Origin of the sequence: Hydrogenophaga sp. 70-12, from assembly GCF_001897365.1 — a bacterium.
Taxonomy (GTDB): domain Bacteria; phylum Pseudomonadota; class Gammaproteobacteria; order Burkholderiales; family Burkholderiaceae_C; genus Hydrogenophaga; species Hydrogenophaga borbori.
This window is the reverse complement of record NZ_MKSS01000264.1, coordinates 1-13,525: the sequence shown is the minus strand read 5'-3', so window position 1 is coordinate 13,525 and position 13,525 is coordinate 1. Positions and strand designations below refer to the sequence as shown.

10 protein-coding genes, 2 tRNA genes and 1 pseudogene are annotated in these 13,525 nt (G+C 68.3%); 7 read left to right on the top strand and 6 right to left on the bottom strand.

The annotated features are described in order from the left end of the window. From BGO22_RS14660 to BGO22_RS14630, 7 genes are all read left to right on the top strand, one after another. On the top strand, positions 1–181 hold a 181-nt coding region (locus BGO22_RS14660; RefSeq protein WP_286851473.1), incomplete at its 5' end, for a hypothetical protein. After that, a complete protein-coding gene (locus tag BGO22_RS14655) occupies positions 178–1,425 on the top strand; it encodes a thiolase family protein (protein ID WP_070398347.1) in 1,248 nt (415 codons plus the stop codon). The genes BGO22_RS14660 and BGO22_RS14655, both read left to right, overlap by 4 nt. A 62-nt stretch (positions 1,426–1,487) precedes the next feature. Then, on the top strand, positions 1,488–2,627 hold the full coding sequence (locus BGO22_RS14650; protein WP_070398346.1) for an ABC transporter substrate-binding protein: 1,140 nt from the start codon (positions 1,488–1,490) through the stop codon (positions 2,625–2,627). A gap of 151 nt (positions 2,628–2,778) precedes the next feature. Next, on the top strand, positions 2,779–3,816 hold the full coding sequence (locus BGO22_RS14645; RefSeq protein ID WP_070398345.1) for a branched-chain amino acid ABC transporter permease: 1,038 nt from the start codon (positions 2,779–2,781) through the stop codon (positions 3,814–3,816). Position 3,817: 1 nt separating this feature from the next. Beyond that, a complete protein-coding gene (locus BGO22_RS14640) occupies positions 3,818–5,599 on the top strand; it encodes a branched-chain amino acid ABC transporter ATP-binding protein/permease (protein WP_083293012.1) in 1,782 nt (593 codons plus the stop codon). Between the two features lies 1 nt (position 5,600). After that, complete coding sequence (locus tag BGO22_RS14635; protein ID WP_070398343.1) at positions 5,601–6,329, top strand: ABC transporter ATP-binding protein; 729 nt, start codon at positions 5,601–5,603, stop codon at positions 6,327–6,329. Between the two features lie 60 nt (positions 6,330–6,389). Continuing rightward, positions 6,390–8,084 carry an acyl-CoA dehydrogenase family protein gene (locus BGO22_RS14630; RefSeq protein ID WP_070398342.1) on the top strand — a complete coding sequence of 565 codons (1,695 nt, stop codon included), beginning with the start codon at positions 6,390–6,392 and terminating at the stop codon, positions 8,082–8,084. A gap of 126 nt (positions 8,085–8,210) precedes the next feature. Here the strand turns inward: BGO22_RS14630 and BGO22_RS14625 are convergent. The 6 genes and pseudogenes from BGO22_RS14625 to BGO22_RS14600 form a co-directional block, all read right to left on the bottom strand. Next, a tRNA-Cys gene (locus tag BGO22_RS14625) sits at positions 8,211–8,284 on the bottom strand. A gap of 49 nt (positions 8,285–8,333) precedes the next feature. Next, positions 8,334–8,409, bottom strand: a tRNA-Gly gene (locus BGO22_RS14620). Between the two features lie 82 nt (positions 8,410–8,491). Further along, the gene (gene lon / locus BGO22_RS14615) at positions 8,492–10,924 is read right to left on the bottom strand and encodes an endopeptidase La (RefSeq protein ID WP_070398341.1); all 2,433 of its coding nucleotides are present in this window, start codon (positions 10,922–10,924) and stop codon (positions 8,492–8,494) included. A gap of 99 nt (positions 10,925–11,023) precedes the next feature. After that, a complete protein-coding gene (gene clpX / locus BGO22_RS14610; RefSeq protein ID WP_070398340.1) occupies positions 11,024–12,289 on the bottom strand; it encodes an ATP-dependent Clp protease ATP-binding subunit ClpX in 1,266 nt (421 codons plus the stop codon). A 110-nt stretch (positions 12,290–12,399) separates the two neighbouring features. After that, a complete protein-coding gene (clpP, locus tag BGO22_RS14605) occupies positions 12,400–13,017 on the bottom strand; it encodes an ATP-dependent Clp endopeptidase proteolytic subunit ClpP (protein WP_070398339.1) in 618 nt (205 codons plus the stop codon). 187 nt (positions 13,018–13,204) lie between these two features. Continuing rightward, a pseudogene (locus BGO22_RS14600) lies at positions 13,205–13,525 on the bottom strand (trigger factor); the annotation flags it as partial.

Sequence of the window (13,525 nt, the reverse complement as noted above, 5' to 3'; positions counted from 1 at the left end):
ATCGCCCGCGCGCGCCGCGGTGCTCGACGAGCCGCCCAACGCCGACGCCGGTGAAATCACCGACAAGGGCTACCTCAACCAGCGCGCGGTGCTGCAGCGCCGCGCCGCGCGCGTGGCGGCCCTGTACGCCGATGCCCCGGGCGTCATCCGCCCGGCCACTTCTTCGAAAGTTTCCCGATGAGCCGCGGACAGAGCCAGCTTTTCAACGACGTCTACATCCTCGATGGCGTGCGCACGCCCATGGTGGACTACCAGGGCGCCTTCGCCGACGCCAACCCCATCGACCTGGGCATCAAGGTCGCGCGCGAGGTGCTCAAGCGCACCGGCGTGTCGCCCGAGGCCATCGACTCCGTGCTCGCGGGCAACATGGCCCCGGGCGGCTTCGACCAGTTCTACGTGCCGCGCCACATCGGCCTGTACGCCGGCGTGCCGGTGGAGGTGCCCGCGCTCATGGCGCAGCGCATCTGCGGCACCGGGTTCGAGCTGTTTCGCCAGGCCGGCGAGCAGATCGGCGCCGGCATCGCGCAGAACGTGCTGCTGGTGGGCACCGAGTCGATGACGCGCAACCCCATCGCCGCCTTCGACCACCGCGGCGGTTTCCGCCTGGGCGCGCCCATCGGTTTCAAGGACTACATGTGGGAGGCCCTCACCGACCCGGCGGCCGACATCAGCATGATCCGCACGGCCGAGAACCTGGCGCAGCGCTATGGCATCACCCGCGAGGCGGTGGATGCCTTCGCCTCGCGCTCCTTCGAGCGCGCCGTGGCCGCGCAGGCCGCCGGCTGGTTCGACGGCGAGATCGTGCCCGTGGGCCATGAGAGTTTCGAGCGCGAGGGCTACCGCCCGCGCGGCATCCGCCTCTCGGGCAAGGCCAGCGTCGCCGACCGCGACACGCACCCGCGCCCCACCCCGCCCGAGGTGCTGGCCAAGCTGCGCACCGTGTTCAAGGACGGCGTGCAGACCGGCGGCAACAGCTCGGCCCTGACCGACGCGGCCGCGGCCGCCGTGGTCACCAACGGCGCGGGCCTGAAGGCCCACGGCAGGCCCGCGCTGGCGCGCCTGGCCGCCGCCGCCGTGGTGGGCGTGCCGCCCGAGATCATGGGCATCGGTCCCGCGCCCGCCATCCGCCTGCTGCTGGAGCGCGCGGGCCTGTCGCTCAACGACGTGGCGCGCTTCGAGATCAACGAGGCGCAGGGCGCGCAGACCGTGGCGGTGTCGCGCGAGCTCGGCCTCGACGAGGACAAGCTCAACGTGCACGGCGGCGCCATCGCGCTGGGCCACCCCTTGGCGGCCACCGGCGTGCGCCTCACCATCACCTGCGCGCGCCAGCTGCGCGACATCGGCGCGCGCTGGGGCGTGGCCTCGGCCTGCATCGGTGGCGGCCAGGGCATTGCCCTGCTGATCGAAAACCCCTCGGCCACCTGAACCCTTTTCAAGCCCTCGCGGGTGCGGGCCACGAGCACACGCAACACCAACGGAGACAACGCATGAAACAACTGCTGAAGACCACCCTGGCCACGGCCGTGGCCGCCACCCTGGCCAGCGCCGCCTGGGCCGACCTCACCGTCGGCGTGAGCGTGCCCCTCACCGGCCCGGCCTCGGGCCTGGGCATCCCCATGGCCAACGGCGTGAAGATGTGGCCGGCCACCGTCGGCGGCGAGAAGCTCAACGTCATCATCCTGGACGACGCCACCGACCCCACCAAGGGCGTGCAAAACGCGCGCCGCTTCGTCAACCAGGACAAGGTGGACGTGATCGTGGGTTCGGGCGCCACGCCGGTGGCCATCCCCATGGCCGACGTGGCCATCGAATCGGGCACGCCGCACCTGGCGCTCTCGCCCATCGGCCTGCCGCCCGGCAAGGACGCCTGGAGCTTTCGCATGCCGCAGAGCAACGGCGTGATGGCCGAGGCCATGGTCGAGCACATGAAAAAGCAGGGCGTGAAGAGCGTGGGCTTCCTGGGCTACACCGACGCCTACGGCGAGCAGTGGCTGCAGGCCCTGACGCCGCTGCTGGAGAAGGCCGGCATCAAGCTCGCCGGCGTCGAGCGCTTCGCGCGCTCCGACACCACCGTGACCGGGCAGGCGCTCAAGCTCGCCTCGGCCAACCCCGACGCGATGGTGGTCGTGGCCTCGGGCAGCGGCGCCGCCATGCCGCAACTGGGCCTGATCGAGCGCGGCTACAAAGGCAAGTTCTACCAGACGCACGCGGCCGCCACGCGCGACCTCATGCGCGTCGGCGGCAAGGCCGTCGAAGGCACCTTCGTGACCACCGGCCCCGTGGTGGTGGCCGAGCAGCTCCCTGACAGCCACCCCAGCAAGGCCCTGGGCGTGAAGTTCAACGCCGAGTACGAAAAGATCTACGGCGCCGGCACCCGCAACCAGTTCGGCGCGCACTCGTACGACGCCTACCTGCTGCTCGACAAGCTGGTGCCCGTGGCCGCCAAGAAGGGCAAGCCCGGCACACCCGAATTCCGCGCCGCGCTGAAGGCCGCGCTGGAAGACGCGCCGGCCATGCCCGTCACGCACGGCATCATCGACTTCACGGCCACCGACCACTGGGGCTTCAAGACCGGTTCGGGCGTGGTGATGAAGGTCGTCAACGGCGACTGGAAACTCGAGCAATAAGGTCCACCCCGCCGCGCTTCGCGCGCCCCCTCAAGGGGCGGTGCCTGCGGCCCGGCCAAGCCGGTTCCGCGGCACCCTGGGTTGCGTGCTCTCACGCGCAGCCGGCGGGCGTTTAAAGACAAGAGATGAAAATGACGGGAGACCGCAACCCATGGACCTGAGCATTGCTGCGATCCTCGGCGTCGACGGCGTCATCAACGGTGCGATCTACGCGCTGGTGGCGATCGCCCTCGTCCTGGTGTTCGCGGTCACCCGCATCGTCTTCATTCCGCAGGGCGAGTTCGTCGCCTTCGCGGCGCTGACCATGGCGCTGTTCCAGACCGGCGCCCTGCCCGGCACGGTCTGGCTGCTGCTGCTCATGGTGGCGCTGGTGCTCGTGCTGGACGCCGTGCGCGCCTGGCGCGAGGCCTGGCCGCTGGCGCGCTGGGCGCGCCTGGCCCTGCGCACCGCGGCGCTGCCACTGGTGGCCTGCGCCCTCACCGCCTGGCTGGTGCCGAAACAGCCCCCCATGGTCGTGCAGGCCCTGCTCACGCTGGCCCTGGTCACGCCCATGGGCCCGCTGGTGTACCGGCTGGCCTACCGCTCGCTGGCCAGCGCCAGCGTGCTGGTGCTGCTCATCGTCTCGGTCGGCGTGCACTTCGCGCTCACCGGTCTGGGCCTGGTGTTCTTTGGTGCCGAAGGCTTCCGCAACCCGCCGTTCTGGGACGAGCGCCTGAGCCTCGGGCCGGTCACGCTCAGCGGGCAGGCCATCATCATTCTCGGCGCCTCGGTCGCGCTCATCGTCGCGCTGTTCGTGCTGTTCGACCGCACGCTCACCGGCAAGGCGCTGCGCGCCACCTCCGTCAACCAGACGGGCGCGCGGCTCATGGGCATCTCCACCGACGCCGCCGGCTCGCTGAGCTTCACGCTCGCGGCCTTCATCGGCGCGCTCTCGGGGCTGCTCATCGGCCCCACCACCACCGTGTTCTTCGACAGCGGCTTCCTCATCGGCCTCAAGGGCTTCGTGGCCGCCGTCTTCGCCGGCCTCACGAGCTTCCCGCTGGCGCTCGTGGGCGCGCTCGGCGTGGGCCTGGTCGAGGCCTTCGGCTCCTTCTGGGCCAGCGCATTCAAGGAAGTGATCGTGTTCACCGCCATCCTGCCGGTGCTGCTGTGGCGCTCCTTCGTCGACCCGCATGACGAGGAGCATTGAGATGGATATCCGTCGCTACGGCCTGCTGGCCTTCACCGTGATCATGGTCGCCGTGCCTTTCCTGCCGGTGCCCGACTACTGGATCACCAAGCTCAACTACGTGGGCCTGTTCGGGCTCGTCGCGCTCGGCCTGGTGCTGCTCACCGGCATCGGCGGCCTCACCTCCTTCGGCCAGGCGGCCTTCGCCGGCCTGGGGGCCTACGCCAGCGCCTACCTCAGCGTGAAGCTGGGCCTGTCGCCCTGGCTCGGCCTGCTCGCGGGCCTGGCCGTCACGGTGGCCGTGGCCCTGGTGCTGGGCTGGGTCACGCTGCGCATGTCGGGGCATTACCTGCCGCTGGCCACCATCTGCTGGAGCCTGGCCTTGTTCTACACCATGGGCAACCTCGACGCCCTGGGCAAGTACGACGGCCTGCTGGGCGTGCCCGCCATCCAGTTCTTCGGCATCAGCCTGCAGGAGGAGCGGCGCATCTACCTCCTGATCTGGCTGGTGGCCATCGCCGCGGCCATCGCCATCACGCGCCTGCTCGACTCGCGCCCCGGCCGCATCATGCGCGCGCTCGACGTGCACCGCGGCGGCGGCAAGACCATGCCCGAGGCCATGGGCGCCTCCACCTTCCGCCACAAGCTGCTGATGTTCGTGATCGCCGCCATCCTGGCCTCTGTCTCGGGCTGGCTGTTCGCGCACATGCAGCGCAGCGTCAACCCCTCGCCCTTCGGCATCAAGTTCGGCATCGAATACCTCTTCATGGCGGTGCTCGGCGGCGTGGGCCATGTGTGGGGCGCCTTCACGGGCGCGGCCCTGGTCAAGCTGGCCGAAGACCAGCTGCAGACCTGGCTGCCGGCGCTGCTGGGCACCTCGGGCAGCTACGAGATCATCGTCTTCGGCGTGGTGCTGGTGCTGGTGCTCAAGTTCGCGCCCAACGGCCTGTGGCCCTCGATCGAGCGCCTGCTGCCCGCGCGGCGGCCCCGCGCCACGGCGGCGGCCGCCACCGAGCCCCTGCCCGCGCGCGACAAGCCCGCGACCGGCAGCGTGCTGCTCGAGGTGAAGGACGCGCGCCGCACCTTCGGTGGCCTGGTCGCCGTCAACGGCGTGGGCTTCACGCTGCGCGCGGGCGAAATCTTCGGCCTCATCGGCCCGAACGGCGCGGGCAAGTCCACCACCTTCAACCTGGTCTCGGGCGTGCTGCCGCTCACCAGCGGCGAGGTCTGGCTGCGCGGCGAGCGCGTGGACGGCAAGGGCGCGCGCGAAATCGCTCGCCGCGGCCTGTCGCGCACCTTCCAGCACGTCAAGCTGGTGCCCGACATGACCGTGCTGGAGAACGTCGCCCTGGGCACCTACCTGCGCACGGGCAGCGGCACCCTGGCCGCCATGCTGCGCACCGACCGCGCCGAAGAAGCGCGCGCCCTCGCCGAGGCCGAGCGCCAGCTGCGCCGCGTGGGCCTGGGCGAGCACCTGCACGAGCTCGCCGGCAACCTGGCCCTCGGCCCGCAGCGCCTGGTGGAGATCGCGCGCGCCCTGGCCAGCGACCCCGCCCTGCTGCTGCTCGACGAGCCCGCCGCCGGCCTGCGCCACCGCGAAAAGCAGGCCCTGGCCGAGGTGCTGCGCCAGCTCAAGGCCGAGGGCCTGAGCCTGCTGCTGGTGGAACACGACATGGACTTCGTGATGAACTTGACCGACCGCATCCTGGTGATGGAGTTCGGCACGCCGCTGCTGGAAGGCACGCCGGCCGAGATCCAGGCCAGCGAAAAGGTGCGCGCGGCCTACCTCGGAACGGAGCATTGACATGGCTGAGCTGCTGCTTGAAGTGAAAGACCTGCACGCGGGCTACGGCAAGGCCGAGGTGCTGCACGGCATCCACTTGCCGGTGCGCGCGGGCCAGGTGGTCACGGTGATCGGGCCCAACGGCGCCGGCAAATCCACGCTGCTGGGCGCCCTGATGGGCCTGCTACCGCTGCGTGGCGCGGTGCGCTTCGCGGGCCAGGACATCACGCGCCTGACGCTGGAAGAGCGCGTGATGGCGGGCCTGGCCCTGGTGCCCGAGCGGCGCGAGCTGTTCGGCACCATGAGCGTGGAAGACAACCTCGTGCTCGGCGGGTGGCGCCCGATGAAGCAGCGCCTGCCGCGCTGGCGCGATGGCCTGGAGCAGGTCTACGAGCTGTTCCCGCGCATGAAGGAACGCCGCGCGCAGGCGGCCGGCACGCTGTCGGGGGGCGAGCGTCAGATGCTGGCCATCGGCCGCGCGCTCATGGGCCAGCCCAAGCTGCTCATGCTCGACGAGCCCAGCCTGGGCCTGGCACCGCTGATCGTGCGCGACATCTTCCGCATCATCGAGACCTTGCGCGAGCGCGGCGTGAGCATCCTGCTGGTCGAGCAGAACGCGCGCGCGGCCTTGAACGTCGCCGACGAAGGCCACGTGCTGGAAACCGGCGACGTGGTGCTCGCGGGCCCGGCCGCGCAGCTCGCGGTGGACCCGCGCGTGATCGACACCTACCTCGGCACGAAGAAGCAGTAACCCCCGCCCGGCCGCGCCCCCAAGGGCACCGGCCGCGGCGCGTCACCCCAGAGTTTGCGAATGAGCTGGACCTACGAAGCCCCCCTGGACCATATGCGCTTCGTGCTTGAGCACGTGCTCGACGCGCCCACCCACTGGAAAGCCTGCGAGGCCTTCGCCGACCTCGACCTCGACACGGCCGACGCCGTGCTGCAAGAGGCCGCGCGCTTCGCGAGCGAGGTGCTGCAGCCGCTCAACGCCGTCGGCGACGTCGAAGGCTGCGTGCGCGACGCCGAGGGTCGCGTGCGCACGCCCAAAGGCTTTCCCGAGGCCTACCAGGCCTTTGTGGCGGGCGGCTGGCCGGCCCTGCCCTGCACGCCCGACTGGGGTGGCCAGGGCCTGCCACTGCTGCTGGACGCCGCGCTGCGCGAGATGCTCGACGCCTGCAACCACGGCTGGAACATGTACCCCGACCTGCTGCACGGCGCCTACGAGACGATCAAGGCCCACGGCAGCGAGGCGCTGAAGGCCCGCTACCTGCCCAAGATCGTGAGCGGTGAATGGCTCGCGGCCATGGCGCTCACCGAGCCCCAGGCCGGCAGCGACCTGGGCCAGCTGCGCACGCGCGCCGAACCGCAAGCCGACGGCAGCCTGCGCATCAGCGGCAACAAGATCTTCATCAGCGGCGGCGAACACGACCTCACCGACAACATCGTGCACCTGGTGCTGTGCCGCTTGCCCGATGCGCCGGCGGGCACCAAGGGTCTGTCGCTCGCCCTGGTGCCCAAGGTGCTGCCCGACGGTTCGCGCAACGCGCTGTTCTGCGACGGCGTGGAAAAGAAGATGGGCATCAAGGCCAGCGCCACCTGCGCCATGCGCTACGAAGGCGCCACCGGCTGGCTCATCGGCGAACCGCACCGCGGTCTGGCCGCAATGTTCCTGATGATGAATTCGGCGCGCCTGCACGTGGGCCTGCAGGGCCTCGGGCACCAGGAAATGGCCGCGCAAAACGCGCGCCGCTATGCCGCGGAACGGGTGCAGATGGGACGCGCCATCGCCGAGCACCCGGCGGTTCGCCTGCTGCTCGACCGCCTGGAGGTGATGGCGCAGTCCCAGCGCGTGCTCGCCTACCGCGCCGCGCTGGCCCTGGACCTGGCCGAACACCATGGCGACGGTGCCGTGCGCGAGCGCGAGAAGCGCTTCGCGGCCCTGCTCACCCCCATCGTCAAGGCCTTCTGCACGCACCAAGGCTTCCATGGCCCGGCCGCCGCGCTGGGCGTGTGGGGCGGCTACGGCTACGTGCACGAATACGGCATCGAACAGACGGTGCGCGATGCGCGCATCGCCATGATCTACGAGGGCACCAACGAGATCCAGGCGATCGACCTCGCGCAGCGCAAGCTGTTGGCCGATGGCGGCGCCACCGCCTTCGAGCTGCTCGACGCCCTGCGCGCCGAGCTGGCCACCGGCGACCCGCTGCGCGACTTCGTCGATGCGTCGCGCGCGCAGCTGCGGGACTGGCTGGACCGTGCCAGGCAAGACAACTCACTGCTGCTGGAAAGCGCCGACGATCTGCTGCACGGCATGGCCCACACCCTGCTGGCCTGGGCGGTGGGCCGCATGGCCAGCGCGGCCCACAGGCTGCCGGAGGCCGCGGCCGCGCGGCAGCACGCCCTCACAGGCGCATTCGTTCGCCACGCGGTTCCCCTGGGCCGCCTGCATTGGGAGCGCGCCCTGGCTGCCGCGGCGCCGCCTAGGGCTTCCTCAGGCCATTGAGGCCGCTGAAGCCACTGCCCAAGGCGGACCAAACACGGTGGCGCTGTCACCCATCTGGGGGGCGACAGCGCCAACAAAAAAGCACCTGGCAGAAACCTGCACAGGTGCTTTTTTCATCGAATCGTCTGGAGGCGCGTGGCGGAGTCGAACCGCCCTAGACGGATTTGCAATCCGTTGCATAACCGCTTTGCTAACGCGCCGGAGCGGGTCCGATAAAAAAGGGAAGCCGAGCTTCCCTTTTTGCGAATCTGGAGCGGGAAACGAGGTTCGAACTCGCGACCTCAACCTTGGCAAGGTTGCGCTCTACCAACTGAGCTATTCCCGCATTTTCTAGCAGTTCTTGCGTTCTGCAGAAGCTAGAAGTATAGCGCAAAAATCGAGGTCCCTTCAAGGGGCCTCGATTTTTTTCAGTGTTTGACCGCGTCGGTTTCGCCCGTGGTCGCGCGCACCGACGCCGCCGCGAGTTGCGCGGCGACTTCTTCGTCCGTCAGCGGCACGGGCTGGCGTTCCAACGCAATGGACAGCACCTTGTCGATCCATTTCACCGGAACGATCTTCAGGCCTTCCTTCACGTTGTCGGGAATCTCGGCGAGGTCCTTCACGTTCTCTTCCGGGATCACCACGGTCTTGATGCCGCCGCGCAGCGCGGCCAGCAGTTTTTCCTTCAGGCCGCCGATGGCCGTGACCTCGCCGCGCAGCGTGATCTCGCCCGTCATGGCAACGTCGGCACGCACCGGGATGCCGGTGAGCGCCGACACCAGCGCGGTGGTCATGGCCGCACCGGCGCTCGGACCGTCCTTGGGCGTGGCGCCGTCGGGCACGTGGATGTGGATGTCGCGCTTGTCGAACATCTCATCCTTGATGCCCAGCACGCGGGCGCGGCTGCGCACCACGGTGCGCGCGGCCTCCACGGACTCCTTCATCACGTCGCCCAGCGAGCCGGTGCGCGTGGTGGCGCCCTTGCCGGGCATGATGGCCACTTCGATGGTGAGCAGATCGCCACCCACCTCCGTCCAGGCCAGGCCCACGACCTGGCCGACCTGGTTCTGCTGCTCGGCGCGGCCGTAGGTGTACTTGCGCACGCCCAGGAACTCGCTGAGGTTGTCGGCCGTGACCATCACCGTGGGCGTGAACTTCTTGAGCAGGAGGCCCTTGACCACCTTGCGGCAGATCTTGGAGAGCTCGCGCTCCAGCGAACGCACGCCGGCCTCGCGGGTGTAGTAGCGAACGATGTCGCGCACCGCGTCCTCGCGCACCTCGACCTCGCCGTCCTTGATGCCGTTGTTCTTGATCTGCTTGGGCAGCAGGTAGCGCATGGCGATGTTGGTCTTCTCGTCCTCGGTGTAGCCCGAGAGGCGGATGACCTCCATGCGGTCCAGCAGCGCCGGCGGGATGTTCATCGAGTTCGAAGTCGCCACGAACATCACGTCGGACAGGTCGTAGTCGACCTCGACGTAGTGGTCGCCGAAGGTGTGGTTCTGCTCGGGGTCCAGCACCTCCAGCAGCGCGCTGGACGGGTCGCCACGGAAGTCGGTGCCGAGCTTGTCGATCTCGTCGAGCAGGAACAGCGGGTTGCGCGTGCCGACCTTGGTGAGGCTTTGCAGCACCTTGCCCGGCATGGCGCCGATGTAGGTGCGGCGATGACCCCGGATCTCGGCCTCGTCGCGCATGCCACCCAGGGCCATGCGCACGTACTTGCGGCCGGTGGCCTTGGCCACCGACTGCCCCAGCGAGGTCTTGCCCACGCCCGGCGGGCCCACGAGGCACAGGATGGGTGCCTTGACCTTGTCGACGCGCTGCTGCACCGCGAGGTACTCGAGGATGCGGTCCTTCACGCGCTCCAGGCCGTAGTGGTCTTCGTTGAGCACGGCCTCGGCGTGCGCCAGGTCGTGCTTGATCTTGGTCTTCTTGCTCCAGGGCAGGCCGACCAGCACGTCGATGTAGTTGCGCACCACGGTGGCCTCGGCCGACATGGGCGACATGAGCTTGAGCTTTTTCAGCTCGCCCTCGGCCTTCTTGCGCGCCTCGGCGGGCATGCGGGCCGCCTTGATCTTCTTCTCGATCTCCTCGATGTCGGCGCCCTCTTCGCCTTCGCCGAGTTCCTTCTGGATCGCCTTGACCTGCTCGTTGAGGTAGAAGTCGCGCTGGTTCTTTTCCATCTGGCGCTTGACGCGCCCGCGGATCTTCTTGTCGACGTTGAGGATGTCGACCTCGCGCTCGAGTTGCTCGAACAGGTTCTCCAGGCGTTTGATGACCGGATCCAGATCCAGCACCACCTGCTTGGACTCCAGCTTGAGCGGCAGGTGCGCCGCGATGGTGTCGGCCAGGCGGCCGGGGTCATCGATGCTGGAAATGGAGGTGAGGATCTCGGACGGAATCTTCTTGTTCAGCTTGACGTACTGGTCGAACTGCTGCATCACCGCGCGGCGCAGCGCCTCCAGTTCGTTGGCCGCCGCCTCGGCGCGCTCATTCGCCGGGTCGATGGGCGACACGTTGGCCACGAAGTGCGTCTCGCCGTCGTTGATGGACAGCACCTTGGCGCGCTGCACGCCCTCCACCAGCACCTTCACGGTGCCGTCGGGCAGCTTGAGCATCTGCAGGATGGTGGCGACGCAGCCCATCTCGAACATGTCCTCGGGCGAGGGCTCGTCCTTGGCAGCGGCCTTTTGGGCCACCAGCATGATGCGGCGCTCGGCCTCCATCGCCGCTTCCAGGGCCTTGATGCTCTTGGGTCGGCCGACGAACAGCGGGATCACCATGTGGGGGAACACCACCACGTCGCGCAGGGGCAGCAGCGGGAGTTCCACGGGGGTGCTGGGCAGAGGGGTTTGTCCGGACATCTGAACCTCGGTGACTCAGTGGTTGGGGCTCTGGTGGGCGGTGTCAACCGCGGCCCGGGCGGTCATGCGGAGCCAGGTGAGGCTTCGCATGCCTGTCGTTCACGCCTGCTTGGCGGCCTCGCGGTACACCAGCAGCGGTGGCTTGTTCTCGTCGATGGTGGATTCATCCACCACGACCTTTTCCACGTTGCTCAGGCCAGGGAGCTCGAACATGGTGTCGATCAACGCGTTTTCAAGGATGGAGCGCAGGCCGCGCGCGCCGGTTTTGCGCGCCAGCGCCTTGCGGGCGATGGCCTTGAGCGCGGCGGGCCGCACCTCCAGTTCGGCGCCCTCCATCGACAGCAGCTTGGAAAACTGCTTGACGACGGCGTTGCGCGGCTGGGTGAGGATGTCCACCAGCGCGTCCTCGCTCAGCTCGGCCAGGGCGGCGATGACGGGCACGCGGCCGACCAGCTCGGGGATGAGGCCGAACTTGATCAGGTCTTCCGGCTCGACTTCCTTGAACACCTCGGTGACGCTGCGCTGCTTCTTGCTGCGCACGGCGGCCGAGAAACCGATGCCCGAGGCCTCGGTGCGGTTCTCGATGATCTTCTCCAGGCCCGCGAAGGCACCCCCGCAAATGAACAGGATGTTGGTGGTGTCGACCTGCAGGAAGTCCTGGTTGGGGTGCTTGCGCCCGCCCTGCGGCGGCACGCTGGCCATGGTGCCCTCGATGAGCTTGAGCAGGGCCTGTTGCACGCCCTCGCCCGACACGTCGCGGGTGATGGATGGGTTGTCGGACTTGCGCGTGATCTTGTCGATCTCGTCGATGTAGACGATGCCCTGCTGGGCGCGCTCGATGTCGTAGTTGCAGCTTTGCAGCAGCTTGGCGACGATGTTCTCGACGTCCTCGCCCACATAGCCGGCTTCGGTCAGCGTGGTGGCGTCGGCCATGACGAAGGGCACGTTGAGCATGCGGGCCATGGTCTGGGCGAGCAAAGTCTTGCCCGAGCCCGTGGGGCCGATGAGCAGGATGTTGCTCTTGGCCAGTTCCACCTCGTCCTTGCGCGAGCCCTGCTTGTGGCGCAGGCGCTTGTAGTGGTTGTAGACGGCCACGGCCAGCGCGCGCTTGGCAGCGTCCTGGCCAATGACGTAGTTGTCGAGGTTGCTCTTGAGCTGGGCCGGCGTGGGCAGGTCGTCCGAGGACGCCTTCACCGACTCGATGCCGGGCAACTCGTCACGGATGATGTCGTTGCAGAGATCGATGCACTCGTCGCAGATGAACACCGAGGGCCCGGCGATCAGCTTCTTCACCTCGTGCTGGCTCTTGCCACAGAACGAGCAGTACAGCGCTTTTTCGCTGGAGGCGGCTTTCTTGTCGGCCATGGTGCGGTGTCAGGGAAAAACGGTGTTCAATGATAGTGGATGGTCCGCCAGGGCCAAATCCGGAAAAAGGGCCGCAAAAACGGTGTTTGGCCGCCCTTCTCCCGGCGGCGTCAGCCCGCCGTGGGACGCTTCTCGATGACCTTGTCGATCAGGCCGTAGTCGGCCGACTCGGCGGCCGAGAGGAAGTAGTCGCGCTCGGTGTCGCGCTCGATCTTCTCCAGCGGCTGGCCGGTGCGTTCGGCCAGGATGCGGTTGAGCTGCTCGCGGGTCTTGAGGATTTCGCGCGCGTGGATCTCGATCTCGGTGGCCTGGCCCTGGGCGCCGCCCAGCGGCTGGTGGATCATGATCTTGGAATTGGGCAGGCTGAAGCGCTTGCCCTTGGTGCCAGCGGCCAGCAGGAAGGCGCCCATGCTCGCGGCCATGCCCACGCACAGCGTCGACACGTCGGGCTTGATGAAGTTCATGGTGTCGAAGATCGCCATGCCGGCGCTGACCGAACCACCGGGCGAGTTGATGTAGAACGAGATGTCCTTGTCCGGGTTCTCGCTCTCCAGGAACAGCAGCTGGGCCACGATGAGGTTGGCCGACTGGTCGTTGACCGGACCGACGAGGAACACCACGCGTTCCTTGAGCAGGCGCGAGTAAATGTCGTAGGCGCGCTCGCCGCGGCCCGATTGTTCGATGACCATGGGCACCATGCCCAGGCCTTGGATATCCATAGCGCTCATGAGGCTCTCCGAGTGAGTCCGTACAGGTTCAAAGCAATGGCCCAACTGTAACCAACCCGGCCACCCCACTTCGGGCGGTAGGGCCATGGTTCGTTCGCGGGGGATGCAAGGGGACAGATGGGGGGTCCAGCGGCAAAAAAAAGGGGCGGATCGCTCCGCCCTCTTCCGTGCGCCAGAGCACCGGCGATCAGGCCTGGGCCATCAGCTCGTCAAAGCTCACGGTCTTGTCGCTGACCTGGGCCTTGGCGAGCACGAAGTCGGTGACGTTGTTCTCGATCACGATGGCCTCGACCTCGGCCAGGCGGCGGTTGTCGCCCTGGTACCAGCGCACCACGTCGGCGGGCTTTTCGTAGGAAGCGGCCAGCTCGTCGATGTGGGCCTTGATCTGCTCGGGCTTGGCGTGCAGTTCGTTGACCTTCACCAGCTCGGCCACCACCAGGCCCAGGCGCACGCGGCGCTCGGCCTGCGGGCGGAACAGCTCGTCGGGGATGGGGGCCTTGTCGGCGTC